Source organism: Brevundimonas sp. KH_025, assembly GCF_057839885.1.
Genome location: NZ_CM174501.1, coordinates 1,416,789 through 1,436,459, shown reverse-complemented (window position 1 = coordinate 1,436,459; position 19,671 = coordinate 1,416,789). Strand labels below are relative to the sequence as shown.

Here is a 19,671-nt window from a genome sequence, read left to right as displayed (position 1 = left end):
CTTGGCGGCCTACGACCTGATCATCTTCGACTTCGACGGCGTCGTCGCCGACAGCGAAGTGCTGAACAACGCCATCCTCGCCGACCTCCTGACAGAGAACGGGATGCCGACCACGCTGGACCACGCCCTGACTGCCTATGTGGGCAAGCGCTGGCTGGACTGCCTCGCCCTGATCGAGGCGCGGTTCGGACCTTGCCCTGAAGGCCTGCACGCCGAATGGACCCGTCGGTGCCACGCCCGGGCGCCGATGGAACTGATGCCCGTCGCTGGCGCGCTCGACTTCATGGCGTCGCGGAACGAACGGCGCTGTGTCGCCTCGTCCAGCCCGCTCGACTGGATTCAGATGGGCCTCGACCGCTTCGGCATCGCGGGCACGTTCGGCGGGCCGATCTTCAGCGCGACCGTTCATGTCACGCGCGGCAAGCCTCACCCCGACCTGTTCCTGCACGCCGTCGCCGAGATGCGAGCCGATCCGGCCAGAACTCTGGTGATCGAGGACAGCGCCGCCGGGGTGGCGGCGGGCCGGGCTGCGGGCATGACCGTCGTTGGTCTCTGCGCCGGGGGCCACATGCGCTCGGGCGACGGCGAACGTCTGCGTCAGGCGGGCGCTGACCATGTCTTCGACGACTATGCCGGCGTCAGCGCGCTGCTAAACCGCTCCGCTCAGACGTAGCGCAGTTCCTGCAGGTCGACTTCGCGGATCAGGCGACGCGCGGTCTCCTCGTCGATCAGGCGCTGGCGTCTCAGGCGGATCAGTTCGGCGCGCTCGCCCGCAAGGCCAGCCAGTCGCAGGTGGCGTTCGACCGCCTCGGTTTGTTGGGCCAGGGCCATGTCGTCGCCCGCGCAGTGGGTGCGCATCTCGATGCGATGGCGATAGATCTCCATCAGGCGGGTGGCCGTCTCGGCATAGAGGTCGGGGTTGGCCTTGCCCTCGGCCATGGCGTGCTGCGCGTCCTCGATAGCGTGCATCGCCGCCGTCGCCGCCGCCACGCGGCCCCGGTCTTCCTCCTCCAGATGCGACGGCTCGGGCGGCAGTTCGATCCCCTTCAACAGGCGCGGCAGGGCGACGGTCGCCAGCCCCAGGGAGACGATGATCACCCCCGCGGCCAGGAAGATGGCCAGGTTGCGCGCCGGCATGGGCGTGCCGTCGCCCAAAACGAACGGCAGGGTCAGGATACCGGCCAGGGTGATGGCCCCGCGCACCCCCGCCAGCGACATCACCGCGACCAGACGCAGGCCCACCTTGGGCGGGGCGCCGCGCCCGCGATGGCGGAACAGGGTCAGCTTCAGCGACATCCACACCCAGATGAAGCGCAGGGTCGCCAGCGCCGCCACTATGGCCAGGACATAGACCGCCAGCCACCAGACCTCGCTGTGCCGGGTCGTCTGGATGACCTCGGCCGCGCGGGCCATGATCGACGGCAGTTGCTCGCCCAGGATGACGAAAATCACGCCGTTAGCCACGAACTGCACCGTGTCCCAGACCACGGCCCGACGGATGCGCGTCGCGGCCAGGGCCAGACCCTTGCGCTCGGTGAAGCTCATGGTCACGCCCGCCGCCACGGCGGCCAGAATGCCGGAGCCGTGGACGGCCTCCGCGGCCAGATAGGCGGCGAAGGGGATCAGCAGGCTGATCAGAATCTGCCCGCCGACGTCCTCGCCCCAGCGCCGGCTGATCCAGCCCTTGAGCAGGCTGATGACCAGGGTCACGACGACGCCCGCGGCGATCCCCGCGACGGCCAGCCAGGCGAAGGTCCCGACGGCGCTGGTCAGTGAAAACGCCCCCGTCGTCGCCGCGATCACGGCGATCCGCATGCAGGTCAGGCCGGTCGCGTCGTTGAGCAGCGCCTCGCCCTCAAGGATATGCATCAACCGCTTGGGGATCGGCGCGCGCGCGGCGATGGCCGAAACCGCGATAGGGTCGGTCGGTGACAGGATGGCCGCCAGCGCAAAGGCCACGGCCAGAGGCATGGCCGGAATCATCCAGTGGATCAGGAAGCCCAGCCCCACGACGGTGAAGATCACCAGGCCCAGCGCCAGCTCCAGGATCACCACCCGGTCGCGATACAGGGCCTCATTGGGAATGCGCCAGCCGTCCACGAACAGCAGCGGCGGCAGGAACAGCAGGAAGAAGATGTCCGGCTTCAGATCGACCGCCTGACCCGTGATCAGAACCACGACCGCGCCCAGACCGATCTGCACCAGCGGCAGGGCGATCCGCGTGATCCGCGCCACCCAGCCCGACAGCACCACGGCCAGAAGCAGGAACAGGATGGTCTCGATCAGGTGCATCGGGCGTCAGTCGATGATGTCGGGGTAGAGGCGCTCCAGTCGCCCCAGAGCCGCCGGGTGCAGCCTCACGACCAGATGGGTCCGACCGTCCGCGTCTGTGTCGCGGAAGGTCACGCGGCCGTTCTCATACAGCCAGGCCAGGGCTTCGCCCTGATGCGGCTCCAGCGTCAGCCGGGTTTCCGGGTCGTCGTCGATCAGACCGGCGATGGTTTCGCGCAGGGTTTCGATGCCCTCGCCTGTCCAGGCCGAGACCGCGACCGCCTTGCCCTCGCGCGCCAGACGTTCGGCCTGGCCCAGAACCGCCTCGCGCACGTCGGTGTCCAGCAGATCGGTCTTGTTCCAGACTTCAAGAATACGACGGGTCTTGCCCTCCGGCGTCGGGATCTGCTCCAGCACCGCCTCAACGTCCTTGGCCTGGGCGTCGCTGTCGGCCGAGGCGATGTCGCGGACGTGCAGGATCAGGTCGGCCTCGCCCACCTCTTCCAGCGTGGCGCGGAAGCTCTCGACCAGTTCGTGCGGCAGGTCGGAGATGAAGCCCACGGTGTCGGCGATGATGGCCGGTCGCCCCTGCGGCAGGCGAATGGTGCGCTGGGTCGTGTCCAGGGTGGCGAACAGCAGATCCTTGGCCAGGACTTCCGAGCCCGTCAGCCGGTTGAACAGCGTCGACTTGCCGGCGTTGGTGTAGCCGACCAGGGCCACCGATGGGAACGGCACCTTCTTGCGCGCCTTGCGGTGCAGGCCGCGCGTGCGGCGCACATCTTCCAGTTCGGCCTTCAGGCGCACGATGCGGTCGGCGATCAGGCGTCGGTCCAGTTCGATCTGGGTTTCGCCAGGACCACCAGTCGAGCCGGTGCCGCCGCGTTGGCGCTCCAGGTGGGTCCAGGTGCGGACCAGGCGCGACCGTTCATAGTCCAGACGCGCCAGTTCGACCTGCAGCCGGCCTTCCTTGGTCCGCGCGCGACGCCCGAAGATTTCGAGAATCAGGCCGGTGCGGTCGATGACCTTCACCTCCCAGGCCTTCTCCAGATTGCGCTGCTGGACCGGCGACAGGTCGTCGTCGATGACCACGGCCTCGGCGTCCGCCGCGCGCACCAGGGCGGCCAGTTCCTCGACCTTGCCCGACCCGAACAGGGTCGCGGGCGTGGTCGAGCGCAGGCGCACGATTTCCTCGGCGCGCACGTCGAGGTCCAGCGCGCGGGCCAGGCCCGCAGCTTCCTCAAGGCGCTCGCTCGCCAGCCGAGGGCTGTCCGAGCGTCGGTCGGGGTGGATGACGACCGCCCGGATCAGCGGGACGGCGTGGTCGATCAGTTTACTGGACAATCAGTCTTCTTCGGCGTCGGGCTCGTACAGTTGCACGGGCGCGGACGGCATGATGGTCGAGATGGCGTGCTTATAGACGAGCTGCGACTGGCCATCGCGACGCAGCAGCACACAGAAGTTGTCGAACCAGGTCACGATTCCCTGCAGCTTGACGCCATTGACCAGGAAGATGGTCAGCGGGGTCTTGGTCTTGCGGACGCTGTTGAGGAAGGTGTCCTGAAGGTTCTGTCGTTTGTCTTGCGACATGGCAGGTTGGTCCTGTTCTTGGTTCTTTTTCGCCGGCTGGCCCAGCCGGTGCGGACTCGTCGGTCCGCACCCAACTTTAGACGCGCCTTCGCAGTCGCGGCAACGCCCTAAATGGCCTCTCGCCGCGCCTGTTCAAGATAGACCTCGCGCAGACGGGTCGCGATCGGACCCGGCTTGCCGTCCGCGATTTTCGATCCGTCCAGCGACACGATGGGCATGACGAAGGAACTGGCGGCGGTGACGAAGACTTCCCTGGCCCGCTTGGCTTCGTCCACGCTGAACGGACGCTCGTCCAGTTCGATGCCCTCGGCCTCGGCCAGTTTCAGAATCGCCGCTCGGGTGATGCCGCGCAGGATGTTGGCCTGGGTGTCGCGGGTCCGAAGCTTGCCCTCTTCGTCGACGATCCAGGCGTTGGTGGACGAGCCTTCCGTCACCAGCCCCATTTCGTCGAACATCAGGCACTCATAGGCGCCCTTCTCGCGCGCCGCCTGCTTGGCCAGGACATTGGGCAGCAGGCCCACGGTCTTGATGTCGCAACGGCCCCAGCGGATGTCGGGCATGGTCACGCCCGCGGCGCCCTTGGCGGCCAGAGCCTCGCCCTTGGACAGGTCCAGCGACTTGGCGGTGACGACGACGCTGGGCGGCGTGTTCACTGGGAAGGCGTGGTCGCGCGGCGAGGTGCCGCGCGTCACCTGCAGATAGACGATGCCGTTGCGGACCCGGTTGCGCCGAATGGTTTCCTTGAGCACGCGCTCCAGGGCCTGGGCGGTCATGGGGATCGGGATGCGAAGCTCAGTCAGGCTGCGGGCCAGACGCGTCATATGGCCTTCGAAATCGGCGAGCATTCCGTCGAACACCGACCAGACCTCATAGACCCCGTCGGCGAACTGGAAGCCGCGATCCTCGATATGAACCGTGGCGCCGCTGTGCGCCTGATAGGTCCCGTTGACATAGGCGATCCTGGACATCAGGCGCCCTCTCCTTCTTCGTCTTCGCCGCCGCGAGCGGGCGAAACGCCCAGCGACTTCAGTTTGCGGTGCAGTGCGGATCTTTCCATGCCGATGAAGGCGGCAGTGCGCGAGATATTTCCGCCGAAACGCATGATTTGCGCCGCCAGATAGTCTCGCTCGAACACTTCGCGCGCCTCACGCAGCGGCAAGGCGATGATGCGGTCCGCGCCCAGCGACGGCGCGCCACCCGACGAGGCCACCTCTTGCGGCAGCATCTCGGCGGTGATCGGCTCGTCCGGATCGCCCGTCGCCAGGATCAACAGACGCTCCACATTATTGCGAAGCTGGCGCACGTTGCCAGGCCAGGGATGAACCTGCAGCACGGCCAGGGCGTCGTCCGCGATACGGCGACGCGGCAAGCCCTGCGACGCCGCCAGACTGTCCACGAAATACTCGATCAGTTCGCCGATATCCTCACGACGCTCCGACAGCGGCGGCACGCGGATCGGCACCACGTTCAGGCGGTGGAACAGGTCCTCGCGGAACCGTCCCTCGGTGATCTCGACCTTCAGGTCACGCGCGGTCGAGGTGACGACGCGCACGTCGACCTGCACGTCCTGCTCGCCGCCGACCCGGCGGAAGCGCTGCTCGACCAGGACGCGCAGGATGCGGCTCTGGCTCTCACGCGGCATGTCGCCGACGTCATCCAGATAGAGGGTGCCGTTATGGGCGCGTTCGAACACGCCGATCTTGCGCGGACGGCCGTCGCCGCCCTCTTCGCCGAACAGTTCGACGTCCAGCCGTTCGGGCGTCATGCCGGCGGCCGAGATGGCGACGAATTCGGACTTGGCGCGCGGGCTGGCGTCGTGGATCTGGCGCGCGACCAGTTCCTTGCCCGAACCAGGCGGGCCCGAGATCAGCACGCGGCTGTTGGCCGGGGCCACCTTGGCGATGGTGCCGCGCAGCAGTTGCGCCGCCGCCGATTTCCCGATCAGGCCGGTCGGCGCCATCGTCTGCGCCCGCAGGCGGCGGTTCTCGCGCTTCAGCGAGGCCGCTTCCAGGGCGCGCTCGACCACCACCACCAGCCGGTCCGACTTGAACGGCTTTTCGATGAAGTCGTAGGCGCCGCGCTTCAGCGCGCTGACGGCGGTTTCGATATTGCCGTGGCCCGAGATCATGACGACCGGCAAGTCCTCGTCCAGACCCTTGACCACATCCAGCAGTTCCAGCCCGTCCAGACCGCCGCCCTGCATCCAGATGTCCAGCACGGCCAGCGAGGGTTTGCGCGCCCGGATGGCGGCCAGGGCCTCGTCCGAGTTGGCGGCCACGCGGACCGAATGGCCCTCGTCCTCAAGCAGACCCGAGACCAGTTCGCGGATGTCCGCCTCGTCGTCGACGACCAGAATGTCGGCACCGGTGTTTCGCATGACGCCTCTCTTACTCCGCCGCTCGCGCCGCGCCGGGGGCACGGTGAGCAGCCTTGCTGTCTTGGGTCAGGGGGAAGGTCAGGCACACACGTGCGCCCGACAATGTCTCGGCGTCGGCCAGCTTCAGCTCGCCGCCGTGGTCTTCACAGATGCGCTTGACGATGGCCAGGCCCAGGCCGGTGCCCTTCTCGCGCGTCGTGACATAGGGTTCGGTCAGCCGGTCGCGATCCTTGGCCGGAAGGCCGACGCCGTCGTCCTCGATCGTGAAGGTCGCCACGCCGCCATCCACGTCCAGCCTGGCGATAATGCCGGCTGTTCCAGCAGGCACAGGCTCGCGCATCCGCTTGGCGGCCACGGCCTCGCCCGCATTCTTCAGGATATTGGCCAGGGCCTGACCAACCATGCGGCCGTCGCATTGCAGGACGACGGCAGGCAAGGGTTCGATCAACTCGACGCCGATATCCGCCGCCGCGACGCGCTGGGCGAAGACCGCCTCGCGCAGCATTTCAGCGGGGTTCTCACGGGTGAAGCGCGGCGCCGGCATCCGGGCGAAGGACGAGAACTCGTCCACCATCCGGCCGATGTCGCCGACCTGGCGGATGATGGTCTCGGTGCAACGGTCGAAGACCTCCACGTCGTCACCGACCTGAGAGCGGTACTTGCGCCGCAGCCGTTCCGCCGACAGCTGGATCGGCGTCAGCGGGTTCTTGATCTCGTGGGCGATGCGGCGGGCCACATCGCGCCAGGCGGCGTTGCGCTGGGCCGTCACCAGACGGGTGATGTCGTCGAAGGTCAGAACCATCTCGCCGCCCTGCCCGCCTTCGATCCGAACCCGCAGCCGCCGCGTCTCGCCGTCGCGGCTGACGTCGATGTCTTCCTCGATATGGGCCTCGGCGCGCTCGGACAGTTCCGCCAGTTCCGGCGCCACCTCGGCCAGCAGACGGCCCTGGACGTCGGTTTCGCTGATCGCCAAAAGCTGGCTGGCGCTGTCGTTGATGGCTGAGATACGGCCCAGTCTGTCCAGACCGATCACGCCGGCGCTGACGCCCGACAGCACGGTCTCGATGAAGCGGCTGCGGCCCTGGGCGTCGTCGCTGGCGGTCTTCAGCGCCGCCTGCTGGGTCATGATGTCGTCGGTCATCCGGTTGAAGGCCTCGGACAGGACGACCAGTTCGGACGGGGCGCCGGTATTGTCCACGCGGGCGTTCAGATCGCCGCCGGCCACCTGGTCCGCCGCCTTCACCAGACGGCCGATGGGCGCCGAGATCGAACTGGCCGCCGACATGGCCAGCCAGACCGCGCCGACCAGAACCAGCAGCGCCGTCTCCAGATAGCTGAGCGCGAAGGCCGCCTGAATCCGCGCCCTGCTTTCCTCGGCGGCGCGATAGGCGGCGATGGATTCCTCGCCATTGCGCATGCGCTGGATCAGACCCGGCGCCAGCGGCCGCACCACGTAGAGGTAGGCGTCGCCATAGTCGGGCAGCGGATAGAGGGCCCGCACCATGTCGGGGTTTTCAGTCACGGTCGTCGGCGCTTCCTCGCCTCCGGCCACCGTCTCGAACGCCTCACGTGGGGGCGCGACATAGGGTGGCGCGCCGGGCTGTTCGCCGCTGGCCATCACCTCGCCGTCGCCGTTCAGGATGTAGAGGGCCGGATAGCCGAAGAAGTCGCCGATCTGAGCCAGGGCGCGCGAAAACTGGATGCGATTGTCGAACAGGCCGCGCACCCCGCCCAGTTCAGTGGACATGGTCTCCAGATCGACTTGCAGCCCCGCGCCCACGTCGGCGACATAGGCGCGGCCGATCTCAGCCCCGTTCCGAACTGCGGACTGCACATTCTCGCTGAACCACTGATCCACGCCGCGGTTGACCAGCACCCCGAACACCAGAGCGATCAGCACCGCCGGAACGACCGCCACCAGCGAAAACAGGGTGACAAAACGCAAGTGAAGCCGTGCGCCGGGGTCATTGCGGTTTCGCGTCAGACGCAACACGCGCCCGCCGATCACCGCCGCCAGGCCGCCGATCAGCACTAGGTTGCCCAGAAGAATGAACAGGACCACCTGACTGGCCGCCGTACGCGCATCGCCACCCGCCGTCGCGCCCGGCGCAATGGCCACCAGCCAGATCGCCGCGGCCGTGATCAGGAAGGCGACGGCGTAGGCCGTGCCGAACAGGGCCCGCACGCGGCTACCGGAAAGGCGCCCCCAGAGCGATCGCTCGGGGCCGTGGCCTTCAACCTGCGCGGCGGGAGAGTCCGTCATCACCTCGCAGCTTCGACCAGCTGTGGCGGATTTTCAACAACAGAGTTGCTCAAATGCGTCACTGATGGACGCCAGAGGTCGGAAAGCGCCTCTTCGACCTGTTGCGGCTCGTCCAGACGGCACAGGCGCGCCTTGGCTGCGCGGCGCTCCGCCGGATCGTCCGGCCAAGGCGCCTGCTCGATGTACCAACCCAGATGCTTGCGAAACATCTTCAGACCCAGCGGCATGCCGTAGAAGGCGACGGACGCCCGCAGATGCTCGACGACGATCGCCAGCCGCTCCTCGCGGTCCGGCTCCTGCAGCCGCGTTCCGTCCGCCAGCGCTCGCTCCAGATGCGCCGCCAACCACGGCCGGCCATAGACGCCGCGCCCCAGCATCAGGGCGTCAGCACCCGACTGGGCCAAAGCCTCGCGCGCCTGTTCGGCCGTGATGATGTCGCCGTTGACGACCACAGGGATCGACACAGCCGCCTTGACCTCGGCCACGGCGGCCCAATCGGCCTGGCCCGTGTAGAACTGCTTGCGGGTGCGGCCGTGGACCGTGACCGCCTTGACACCCAGGTCCTCGGCGCGGCGCGCCAGTTCGGCGGCGTTGCGGCTGTCGTCGTCCCAGCCCAGCCGCATCTTGACCGTCACCGGGCGGCTGACGGCCTTCACCGCCGCCTCCATCAGGCGACAGGCCAGATCCGGCGTCCGCATCAGGGCCGAGCCGCAGGCCGAACCGGTCACTTCCTTGGCCGGGCAGCCGAAATTCAGGTCGATGATGTCCGCGCCCGCCGCCTCGGCCATGCGCGCGCCCTCGGCCATGGTGTCAGGGTCGCGGCCTACCAACTGGATCACCGTCAGCGGCAGGCCGCCGCCGACCGCCGCCCGGCGCACCACGTCGGGCCGCCCGCGCGCCAGCTCGGCCGAAGCCACCATCTCGGTCGCCACATAGGCTGCGCCCAGCTTTGAGGCGAGCAGCCGAAACGGCAGGTCGGTGATCCCGGTCATCGGGGCCATCAGCACCCGCCCGGCGATCCGCACGTCTCCGATTTGCAATCCTGCGTTCATGCCGCCCTTACCGCCGACTGTTGCCCCTCTCGTCAAGCGGAACTGGGGCGCTTAGAAGGCCGACATGGGATTTGCAGCAATCGTAGTGGCCGCCGGTTCGGGGTCTCGGGCCGGTGGAGACAAGCAGTGGCGGGCCGTCGGCGGTCGCCCGATGGTGCGCTGGTCGGTCGAAGCCCTGCTGGCCGCAGGGGCCGATTCGGTCGTCGTCGTGGTCGCGTCCGGGGCCGAACTGCGCGTCGCTGAAGCATTGGCCGGCCTGTCAGGATGGCGCGCGGTCGCTGGCGGCGCCACGCGCGCCGAGTCGGTGTGCGCCGGTCTTGCCGCATTGGAATGCGCTGAAGACTCGCCGGTTCTGATCCACGACGCGGCCCGCCCATTCCTGAGCGCAGCCGTGATCGACCGTCTTCTGGCGGCTCTGAACCATGCCGACGGCGCCCTGCCCGCCCTGCCCATGGCCGACAGCCTGCGTCGCGGCGTGGACGGCCTGGTCGTCGGCGGGGTCGAGCGTGACGGCCTGTGGCGCGCCCAGACGCCGCAAGCCTTCCGCCTTAAGACCATCTGTGACGCCTACGCCGCCTGGAACGACGCCGACGCCCCCACAGACGAAGCCGCCGTTGTCGAACGCGCCGGCGGCCGCGTGCGCCTGGTCGAGGGCGACGCCCGTTTGATGAAGCTGACCTATCCCGAGGATTTCACCATGGCCGAGGCCCTGCTGCCCAAGACCATCCGCATCGGCCAGGGCTTTGACGTGCATCGCTGGGGGCCGGGAACCTCGGTCTGGCTCTGCGGCGTCGAGATCCCGCACGACCAGACCCTGATCGGCCATTCCGACGCCGATGCGGGCCTGCACGCCCTGACGGACGCCATCCTGGGCGCCATAGCGGACGGCGACATCGGCGATCACTTCCCGCCCAGCGATCCGCAGTGGAAGGGCGCTTCCTCAGACCGCTTCCTGGTTTACGCCGCCGAGCGCGTGGCGGCGCGCGGCGGGCGGATCGTCAACGTCGACGTCACCCTGATCTGCGAGCAGCCCAAGGTGAAGCCGCACCGTCAGGCCATGCGCGAACGCCTCGCCGAGTTGCTGAAGCTTCCGCTCGACGCCGTCAGCGTCAAGGCGACCACGACCGAGGCCCTGGGCTTCACCGGACGCGGCGAAGGCCTGGCGGCGCAGGCTGCCGTTTCCGTGGAACTGCCCTAGGCGTTCGCCAGGTCGGCCGACGCCCGCTCCAGAACGACGGCGGGCGTCTCGCCGTCACGCATTTCGGCGACCCCGACATCGAACTCGACAATGAAGGGCGAGCGATCCTGACCTGCGTCAAACGCCGTGCAGGCGATCACCGCCGCGATCCGGTCGGCCGCCATCCGCGCCTCCCGCTCTTCTGTCGCCGGCAAGACGAGGGCGAACAACTCCGGCCCTAGACGCGCCGCCGTATCCTCGACCCGCACCAATCGCGACACCATGGCCCCGATCTGCGGCATGGCGCGATCCAGCCAGCCGCCAGCCCGCGCCTGAACGACAGGATCGCGCTCCGCCACGCGCAACACGCAGACCGACAAGGCGCGATTGCGGGACCGGGCGCCTTCGGCCAGGCGTGCCAAATGCGATGCGAACAGATCTCGGGCGAACAGGCCGGTGGCGACGTCCATCAGGTCCGATCCGCGCACAGAATCGAGCGCGCGCCTTATGGCCTGACGCCGACGATGGTTGCGCGCCAACGCCAGCACGCGCTCGGCGGTCTCGTCTTCCGGCGTTTCAGCCGCCGCCACGTCGGCGAAGCCACGGCGGAACAGGTCGGCCAGTTCGACCTCGGCTGCGCCGCGCAGATAGAGAACTAGGGGAATATGATAGAGGCGGGTGTTGCGCTTCATGCCCGATGCGATCGACAGGGCCGGCGCATGGTCTTGCCCGCCCCACAGGACGGCGGCGTCAAAGGCCCGCTCGTGCAGATAGTCGAAGGCGGTATAGGGCGTCGGCGCGGCGACGACCTCGGCCCCGGCCGCCGACAAGGCGTTGGACATGGCCAGGAAACGGCGGTCCGCCGCCCCCGCAGTAAGAATCTGCAGCGGCGTTTCTCCGACATCGGGCGCATGCAGGGTCACGCCGTGGGCGGCGAAGGTCGCCTGCCGCAATCGGAACTCCTCCTCTGCGATGCCTGCGCGCGTCAGTTGGTCCAGCCGCAGGGCGGCCTGGGCCGGATGAGGAGGCGACGACATCGCCAGATCGACGTCCCTGCCGCTCGTCTCATCCTGTCCGATCATGAGGATTGGAAGATAGCGCGGCGCTGCGGCGTCACGCAGTCGAGCGACGATGTCATGGCCCTCAAGGCCCGGTGCGGCCACAACCGCGGCGTCGACCATCATGTCCTGCAACACCAGCACGGCGGCATCCACCGTCCGCGCTGTCATCGTGGGCCACCCCAACTGATCCAGCCCCTCGCACAGGGGGCCGATCAGGGCGTCATCAACGGCGACGACCAGTACGCGAGGATCGGAATCCAAACTTCTCTCCCATGGCCTGAACGGCTCGCCCCCGACGCCGGTGCTCCAGGCCGATGGATGATACTGATCATGCCCACGCTCTAGCAATGGCAAGCACGCTCTCCGAGGTTACAAATTCAACGCCCTTGCTAGGGTTTCGCCACAGGCCGAATGGGGTTAATCGGTCGCTTTGACGACTGTCCGAGGTCAGGCTTGAACCAACCATCTCGTTTGACGGCCCACCCCTTGTTCTGGGGCAAGCTCGCGGTTCGCGCCTTCACCCGTAGCTGGGGGCGCGACGTCATGCTTTACACGGGCGGCGTGTCCTTCTTCGCCCTGCTGGCTGTCTTCCCCGCCATCGCCATCCTGATCGGCTTCTACAAGGTGGTCCTGTCCATCGGGCAGGTCAGCGAACAGGCGGCGGCCCTGGCCGATGTCGTGCCGCACGCCGCGCGATCCATCTTCCTGAATGAGATCGACCGCCTGGCGAACGCTTCGGCGCGCACGGTTTCGGCGCAAAGCGCGCTGGCGCTGATCATCGGCGCCTATGCCGCGCACAGGGGATTCAAGGCCTTGTTGGCAGGTCTGAACCTGATTCACGACGAGACGGAGCCGCACGGCTTCTTCAAATTCAATATGCTGGCCTTCCTGGTCGCCCTGGCCGCCTTCGTCCTGTTCACCATCGTGTCGGGCGCGGTCGTGACGTCACGACTGATGGAGCATGCCCACGCCCAGGACCCGGTCGGCCTGCTGGTCCTGCCGCTGGACGGTCTGTGGCCAGCCCTGGGCCTGTGGCTGGGTCTGGCCATGCTCTATCGCTACGCCATGTCCCATGCGACGCGGGTGGCGTGGAAGGCGGCGATCATGGGCGGGCTGATCGCCACGGTCATGTCCAGCTTCTTCTCCTGGCTCTGCGCCATCTACGTCGAGCAGATCGCCCAATTGGGCGCCACCTACGGCTCGGTCGGCGCAGTCGTGGTGCTGCTGATCTGGCTGTCGTGGAACGTCAACGCCATCTTCTATGGCGGCGCCTTCGCTACCGAACTGGAGATCGCCTGGAAGCCGGAAGAACCGGAAGTCGAAAGCGGCGGTTCGGTCGTCAATCTCTCTGAACGGCGCCAGTCTCGACGGTGATGCGCAAAGTCCCGCTGACCTCTTCGATCTCGCAGACCCGCCCACCCCGCTCGCTCATCAGATAGGGCACGTCGATCCGCGCCATCGGATCGCTGGCCAGCAGGATCAGCCGCACGCCCGGCGCCAGCCCCTCCATCGCCTTGCGCAGCCGCAGACTTGGGACAGGGCAACGATGCCCCCGCGCATCGACCAGAACGGGTTCGCTCACGCCGTCACCGCGTCCAGGAGCAGGGCCAGGGCGACCCGGACGCTCTCCAGCCGAATCGCCTCGCGCCCAATGTCGCCGAACCGACGCTCGACATGGACAACGACGCCGCTGGGGCCGACGGCGGCGAAATGCACCAGGCCGACCGGCTTTTCCGCCGAGCCGCCGCCGGGACCGGCGACGCCGGTGATCGACACGGCCGCCAAGGCCCGCGACCGCGCCACCGCCCCCAGAGCCATGGCCCGCGCCACCGGCTCCGACACCGCCCCGAACTCCGCCAGCAGGTCATCTGAGACGCCCAGAAGCTCATTCTTCGCCTCATTGCTGTAGGTAACGAGGCCTCGGTCCAGCACCGCCGAAGATCCGGCGATCGCGGTCAGGGCGCCGGACACCAGGCCGCCGGTGCAGCTTTCCGCCGTGGCGACCATGACCCCGGCCTTGAGCGCGGCCTGAATCACGGCGGCGGCCGAGGCCTGAATATCTTGCGGGAACATGGCTATGCGCTCCGTCTGCGAGTCGGTCTAAACCTGCTGAACAGGGGGCGGGTCAGACGACCACGCCGATGCCAGCGGATCGCGAATGACCGATTCCACCATGACGACGGCCTTTCGCAAGGCCGATGCGATAACACCCGCGCTGTTCGCCGTCGCCATCTTCACGTCGGCGTCGCTGGTTTTTGTCGTCCAGCCCATGGTGACCAAGCTGGTCCTGCCCATGCTGGGCGGATCGCCGTCGGTGTGGAACACCTCGATGGTCTTCTTCCAGACGGCGCTGCTGGTCGGTTACGGCTACGCCCACCTGCTGCAACGGGTTCGCTCGCTGAAGTGGCAGGCCGCCGTTCACCTGTCCCTGCTGCTGGCGGCGGCCCTGTTCCTGCCCTTGCAGATCAGCGGCGTCCTGGGCGAGCCGAACCCCGCCGCGCCTACCGCCTGGCTGCTGGCGACATTGGCCCTGTCGGTCGGCGCGCCGTTCGCCGTCCTGTCAGCCACAGCCCCCTTGTTGCAGGCCTGGTATGCGCGGGTTCGCGCCGATCACGCCGACGGCCAGAACCCCTATGTCCTCTATGCCGCTTCCAACCTTGGCAGCTTCCTGGCCCTGCTGGCCTACCCGGCCCTGATCGAGCCGCTGCTGTCCCTGTCGGGGCAAAGGACGGGGTGGACGGGCGGTTACGGCCTGTTCGTCGTGCTTGTAATTGGTCTGGCCGTCGTGGTCTGGCGCCGACGGGTTCAGGATGCGCCCGAGCCTGCGCCCCTGGCCGTCAGCGCGCCGATCCCGTGGCGTGAGAAGGGCATACTGGTCCTGCTGGCCGCCGCCCCATCCAGCCTGATGCTGGGCGTCACCGCCCACCTGTCCACCGACGTGGCCTCCGCCCCCTTCCTCTGGGTCGCGCCGCTGGCCCTCTATCTGCTGACCTTCGTCATCGCCTTCCAGGCCAAGCCGTGGATCAGGCTGTCCACGACCCTGGTGCTGCAAGCCGCACTCGGCGTCATCGTCGTCAGCATGGTCGGCACAAGCACGGGACACTGGCTGGCCCTGTTGCTGACCCACCTCGGCGCCTTCTTCATCACCGCCCTGATGTGCCATCAGAGGCTGGCCGAACGACGCCCCGCGCCGGACCGGCTGACCGAGTTCTACCTGCTGCTGTCGCTGGGCGGCGTGGTCGGGGGCGCGTTCAACGCCCTGATCGCACCGACGATCTTCAACGTGGTGTGGGAGTATCCCCTGGTCATGGTGCTGGTCGGTCTGGCCCGCCCCTGGGGCGAAGGCCCGCTGTCGCGCCGCGACATCGTCGTCCTGCTGATCGGCATCGGCATCGCCGCCGCACCGCCGATCGTGCTGGAGTTCATGCGCTACAATCCCGACTTCCGGGCGCTGCTCAGCGATCAGGTGCGGCTGCAGGTCGTCCAGTTCATCCTCGGCGGCGCCGCCATCTGCGCCTTCCTGGTGCGGGACCGGGCGGTGCTTTTCACCATCATCGTCGGAGTTATCACTCTGTCGGCGCACCATGTCGGTCGGGGCTATGACTGGAGCCTGTCGGAACGCAGCTTCTTCGGCGTCATGCGGGTGGCGGTGACGCGCGACGACGCCATGGGCGGCGACGTCCACGTCCTGATGCACGGCACCACCCTGCACGGCGCCCAGGCGCGCGCGCCCGGTCACGCATGTGGTCCGACCATGTATTATGCGCCCTCCACGCCTCTGGGACAGGCCGCCATGCGCATCCAGCAGCGCACCCCGGCGGCCAAGATCGGCATCGTGGGCCAGGGCTCCGGCGCCATGGCCGCCTACAAGCGCGCCGAAGACGAGATGACCTTCTTCGAGATCGACCCGATGGTGGACCGCGTGTCGCGCGATCCTTCCTGGTTCACCTATATCTCGAACTGCGCCGACGGCCCGATCCGCACCGTTCTGGGCGACGCCCGGTTGACCATGGCCAAGGAAGCCCCCGGCGCCTATGACCTCTTGGTCATCGACGCCTTTTCGTCCGACGCCGTGCCGACCCACCTGCTGACGGTCGAGGCGATCCAGGGCTATCTGCGGCTGCTGAAGCCTGACGGCGTGGTGGTGCTGCACCTGTCCAACCGCAACCTCGAGATCACCATGCCAGCCGTCGCCGCAGCACGTCAGCTGGGCGCAGCGGACCTGCATCAGATCTATATCGAGCAGCCGAACGCGCCTGAAATGGCCGAAGCCTCGACTGAAGCCCTGGCCATCTCTCCGACCGCCGAAGGTCTGGCCGACTTCAAGGCTGACGGGCGCTGGCGCAAGCTGGCCCCGACCGAGGTGCGGCCGTGGACCGACGACTACGTCAACCTGTTCGGCGCCCTGGTTCGGCAGATGCAGGGGCGGGGTTAAGCCGCCCCCGCCACCCGCGCCAGATCGGCGGTGATCCGCTCGGCGACCTTCAGACGGTCGTCGGGCGTGGGCCATTCGCCCTTGATCACGATCTTCTGGTCCGGCCGGATTTTCCAGAAGGCCTGGTTCTTCTGGATCAGGCCGACCAGCCCCATCGGATTGGGGAAGCTGTTGTTGCGCAGGGTCAGCACCGCGCCCTTCGGCCCGATGTCGATGCGTTCGATCGAGGCCGTGCGGCAGTTGGCCTTGATGCCCACGATCCGCAAAAGCTGCTGCGCCTCGTTCGGCAGCGGGCCGAACCGATCGATTAGTTCGGCGGCCAGGGCTTCGCGATCCTCGCTGCGTTCGGCGTCGGACAGACGGCGATACAGGCTGAGGCGAACATTCAGGTCCGGCACGTAAGCCTCTGGAATCAAGACCGCCGCGCCGACGTTGATCGACGGCGACCAGCCCCGGTCGGCCACGGCTTCACCCGCTTCGCGCAGTTCGGCGACGGCGTCTTCCAGCATCTGTTGATAGAGCTCGACCCCGACCTCGCGGATGTGGCCCGACTGCTCGTCGCCCAGCAGGTTGCCGCCGCCGCGCTGGTCCAGATCGTGGCTGGCCAGTTGGAAGCCGGCGCCCAGGTTGTCCAGCGACTGCAGCACCTGCAGACGCTTCTCGGCCGACAGGCTCAACGGCCGCTTCGGGTCCGTCGTCAGATAGGCGAAGGCGCGGGCCTTGGACCGGCCGATGCGGCCCCGGATCTGGTGCAACTGAGCGAGGCCGAACATGTCCGCGCGATGGACGATCAGGGTGTTGGCCGTCGGAATGTCGATGCCGCTTTCGACGATGGTGGTCGAGACCAGCACGTCATAGCTGCCGTCGTAGAAGGCGCTCATCACGTCTTCCAACTGGGTCGGGGTCATCTGGCCGTGGCCGACGACGAACTTCACCTCGGGCACCTGCTCGCGCAGGAATTTCTCGATTTCCGGCAGTTCCTTCAGGCGCGGCGCGACATAGAAGGCCTGACCGCCGCGATACTTCTCGCGCAGCAGGGCCTCGCGCACCAGCACCGGATCCCACGGCGTCACATAGGTCCGCACCGCCAGACGATCGACCGGCGGCGTGGCGATGATCGACATCTCGCGGATGCCCGACAGCGCCATCTGCAAGGTGCGCGGAATGGGCGTGGCCGTCAGGGTCAGCAGGTGAACATCGGCCCGCAGGGACTTCAGCTTCTCCTTGTGCTTGACCCCGAAGTGCTGCTCCTCGTCGACGATCACCAGGCCCAGATCGCGGAAACCGACCTGCTCGGCCAGCACGGCATGGGTGCCGACCACGATCTCGAACGTGCCGTCCTTCAGGCCCGCGCGCGTCTCGTTGGCGTCCTTGGCCGTGACCATGCGCGACAGGTGCCGCACCGTGATCGGCCAGCCAGCGAAGCGTTCGCTGAAGGTCTTCAAGTGCTGACGCGCCAGCAGGGTCGTCGGGCAGACAATCGCCACCTGCTGACCCGTCATGGCCACGACGAAGGCGGCGCGCAGGGCCACTTCCGTCTTGCCGAAACCGACGTCGCCGCAGATCAGGCGATCCATCGGCGTGCCCTTGCCCAGGTCTTCCAGCACGTCGCCGATGGCGTTCAACTGGTCGTCCGTCTCCTCATAGGGGAAGCGGGCGCAGAACTCGTCGAACAGGCCAGACGGCGGCACGATGGCGTCGGACACGCGCATCGCTCGCTTGGCGGCCAGGGCGATTAGCCCCTCGGCCATGGCGCGCAGACGCTCCTTGGCCTTGGCCTTGCGGCCCTGCCAGCCGGCGCCGCCCAGACGGTCCAGCAGCACCCCGTCGGCGTCGGTGCCGTAGCGGGTCAGCAGGTCGATATTCTCGACCGGCAGATACAGCTTGCTGTCGCCGGCGTAGAGCAGTTCCAGACAGTCGTGCGGCGCCTCCTGGATCTCCAGCGTCTTCAGGCCCTCGTAGCGCCCGATGCCGTGATCCAGGTGGACCACCAGATCGCCCGCCGTCAGGGCCGAGGCCTCGGCCAGGAAGTTGGAGGCTCGCCGCTTGCGACGGGGCCGCGCCAGACGGTCGCCCAGGATGTCGGTCTCGGAAATCACCGCCACGTCGTCGGTGACGAAGCCATGCTCGACCGGCAGGACGGCCCGCAGATAGATGTCCTTGGGCGCCGCCAGAACATCGTCCCAGTCACGCACAGGCAGGACGTGTTCCAGCCCGTGATCCGACAGCATGGCCGCCAGGCGTTCGGATGAACCTTCGCTCCACGAGGCGAACAGGACCTGCTTACCGGCAGACTTCAAAGTCTCCGCGTGTTTGGCCACGGCGGCGAACAGATTGACGCTGTCCTGGGTGCGCTCGGCCGCGAAACTGTGGCCCAGACGCCCGCCGGCGTCCTCGCCGCCCTGAGACGCATCGGCGGCGAGCGGCGACAGGCGACGCACGGCGCGACCGGCCAGCGCGCTGTTCCAGTCGCCCTCGTCCAGATAGAGGCTGCGCGGCGCGGGCGCGCGATAGGCCGCCCCGCCCTTGCCCTTGGCCGCCTCGCGCCGCGCCTCATAGGCGTCTGTCGTCAGGCTCCAGCGCTCGGCGCGCGCCTGCTCGACCTGACTGTCGAGGAAGACCGGGGCCGTGTCGGGCAGGAAGTCGAACAAGGTGTCGAGCCGGTCGTAAAAGAGCGGCAGCCAGTGCTCCAGCCCCTGACGCCGCGCGCCCTCGCTGACGGCGGCGTACATGGGCTCGTCGCCCGCAGCGCCGAACAGGTTCAGATAGCCGGTGCGGAAGCGCGAGATTGCGTCGGCGTCCAGCAGGATCTCGGACACCGGCAGCAGGGCGACCTGCTTCAGCTGTTTGGTCGAGCGCTGCGTCTCGGGATCAAAGGCCCGGATCGATTCCAGTTCGGTCCCGAACAGGTCCAGACGCACCGGCTCGTCGAAGCCCGGCGGGAAGACGTCGATGACGCCGCCGCGAATGGCGTACTCGCCGCGTTCCGACACAGTCGAGGCGCGCATATAGCCGTTGGCCGAGACGTAGCGTTCCAGCGCCGCCGTATCCAGATCGCGGCCCACGCGGGCCTCGAACCCGGCCCCGGTCACGGCCTGACGCGGCGGCGTGCGCTGGGTCACGGCGGCGATGGTGGCGACGACCAGCAGAGGTCTGGCGTCCGACGGATCGCGTTGAGCCAGACGGGTCAGGGTCGCCATGCGCTGCGCCGCGACTGAGGCGGTCGGGCTCAGGCGGTCGTAGGGCAGGCAGTCCCAAGCCGGATATTCAAGAACTTCAATATCCTTGGCGAAGAAGCTGAGCGCCTGAGTGAAATTGCCCGAGCGCTGATAGTCGCGCGCCACCAGCAGGCCCGCGCCGCCCTGCGCCATCAACCGTTCGGCGACGATCAGCGCGTCCAGCCCCTCGGGCGCGCCGCCCAGTTCGACGTCACGCCGCGTCATCGCCG

Annotated in this window: 15 protein-coding genes; 4 read left to right on the top strand and 11 right to left on the bottom strand. The window is 67.8% G+C overall.

What is annotated here, in order from left to right:
• The first annotated feature begins 1 nt into the window (after position 1).
• Positions 2 to 673 carry an HAD family hydrolase gene (locus AC3IS2_RS07190; protein ID WP_489199959.1) on the top strand — a complete coding sequence of 224 codons (672 nt, stop codon included), beginning with the start codon at positions 2 to 4 and terminating at the stop codon, positions 671 to 673.
• Here the strand turns inward: AC3IS2_RS07190 and AC3IS2_RS07185 are convergent.
• From AC3IS2_RS07185 to dusB, 7 genes are all read right to left on the bottom strand, one after another.
• Positions 664 to 2,292: a Na+/H+ antiporter gene (locus AC3IS2_RS07185; protein WP_489199958.1), complete on the bottom strand. Its 1,629-nt coding sequence runs from the start codon at positions 2,290 to 2,292 to the stop codon at positions 664 to 666. The two genes, AC3IS2_RS07190 and AC3IS2_RS07185, sit on opposite strands and share 10 nt — an antisense overlap.
• 6 nt (positions 2,293 to 2,298) lie before the next feature.
• A complete protein-coding gene (hflX, locus tag AC3IS2_RS07180) occupies positions 2,299 to 3,612 on the bottom strand; it encodes a GTPase HflX (protein ID WP_489199957.1) in 1,314 nt (437 codons plus the stop codon).
• The gene (hfq, locus tag AC3IS2_RS07175; protein WP_003164861.1) at positions 3,613 to 3,858 is read right to left on the bottom strand and encodes an RNA chaperone Hfq; all 246 of its coding nucleotides are present in this window, start codon (positions 3,856 to 3,858) and stop codon (positions 3,613 to 3,615) included.
• 107 nt (positions 3,859 to 3,965) lie between these two features.
• Complete coding sequence (locus tag AC3IS2_RS07170) at positions 3,966 to 4,826, bottom strand: D-amino-acid transaminase (RefSeq protein WP_489199956.1); 861 nt, start codon at positions 4,824 to 4,826, stop codon at positions 3,966 to 3,968.
• On the bottom strand, positions 4,826 to 6,235 hold the full coding sequence (gene ntrX, locus AC3IS2_RS07165; protein WP_489199955.1) for a nitrogen assimilation response regulator NtrX: 1,410 nt from the start codon (positions 6,233 to 6,235) through the stop codon (positions 4,826 to 4,828). The genes AC3IS2_RS07170 and ntrX overlap by 1 nt, the downstream gene beginning before the upstream one ends.
• Before the next feature lie 10 nt (positions 6,236 to 6,245).
• Entirely contained in the window at positions 6,246 to 8,498 is a 2,253-nt protein-coding gene (locus tag AC3IS2_RS07160; RefSeq protein WP_489199954.1) for a sensor histidine kinase NtrY-like, read from the bottom strand.
• Complete coding sequence (gene dusB, locus AC3IS2_RS07155) at positions 8,498 to 9,550, bottom strand: tRNA dihydrouridine synthase DusB (RefSeq protein WP_489199953.1); 1,053 nt, start codon at positions 9,548 to 9,550, stop codon at positions 8,498 to 8,500. The genes AC3IS2_RS07160 and dusB overlap by 1 nt, the downstream gene beginning before the upstream one ends.
• A 64-nt stretch (positions 9,551 to 9,614) precedes the next feature.
• Here dusB and AC3IS2_RS07150 point away from each other — a divergent pair, with 64 nt between their 5' ends.
• Positions 9,615 to 10,748: a bifunctional 2-C-methyl-D-erythritol 4-phosphate cytidylyltransferase/2-C-methyl-D-erythritol 2,4-cyclodiphosphate synthase gene (locus AC3IS2_RS07150; protein ID WP_489199952.1), complete on the top strand. Its 1,134-nt coding sequence runs from the start codon at positions 9,615 to 9,617 to the stop codon at positions 10,746 to 10,748.
• Here the strand turns inward: AC3IS2_RS07150 and AC3IS2_RS07145 are convergent.
• Entirely contained in the window at positions 10,745 to 12,049 is a 1,305-nt protein-coding gene (locus AC3IS2_RS07145; RefSeq protein WP_489199951.1) for a diguanylate cyclase domain-containing protein, read from the bottom strand. The two genes, AC3IS2_RS07150 and AC3IS2_RS07145, sit on opposite strands and share 4 nt — an antisense overlap.
• 282 nt (positions 12,050 to 12,331) lie before the next feature.
• Here AC3IS2_RS07145 and AC3IS2_RS07140 point away from each other — a divergent pair, with 282 nt between their 5' ends.
• On the top strand, positions 12,332 to 13,162 hold the full coding sequence (locus AC3IS2_RS07140; RefSeq protein WP_489200118.1) for a YihY/virulence factor BrkB family protein: 831 nt from the start codon (positions 12,332 to 12,334) through the stop codon (positions 13,160 to 13,162).
• Here AC3IS2_RS07140 and AC3IS2_RS07135 read toward each other — a convergent pair.
• Entirely contained in the window at positions 13,128 to 13,370 is a 243-nt protein-coding gene (locus tag AC3IS2_RS07135) for a sulfurtransferase TusA family protein (protein WP_489199950.1), read from the bottom strand. The two genes, AC3IS2_RS07140 and AC3IS2_RS07135, sit on opposite strands and share 35 nt — an antisense overlap.
• Entirely contained in the window at positions 13,367 to 13,861 is a 495-nt protein-coding gene (locus AC3IS2_RS07130) for a CinA family protein (RefSeq protein ID WP_489199949.1), read from the bottom strand. The genes AC3IS2_RS07135 and AC3IS2_RS07130 overlap by 4 nt, the downstream gene beginning before the upstream one ends.
• An 85-nt stretch (positions 13,862 to 13,946) precedes the next feature.
• Between AC3IS2_RS07130 and AC3IS2_RS07125 the strand changes: the two genes are divergently transcribed.
• Positions 13,947 to 16,223: a spermidine synthase gene (locus tag AC3IS2_RS07125; protein ID WP_489199948.1), complete on the top strand. Its 2,277-nt coding sequence runs from the start codon at positions 13,947 to 13,949 to the stop codon at positions 16,221 to 16,223.
• Here the strand turns inward: AC3IS2_RS07125 and mfd are convergent.
• The gene (mfd, locus tag AC3IS2_RS07120) at positions 16,220 to 19,666 is read right to left on the bottom strand and encodes a transcription-repair coupling factor (protein ID WP_489199947.1); all 3,447 of its coding nucleotides are present in this window, start codon (positions 19,664 to 19,666) and stop codon (positions 16,220 to 16,222) included. The genes AC3IS2_RS07125 and mfd overlap by 4 nt on opposite strands.
• Positions 19,667 to 19,671 lie beyond the last annotated feature (5 nt).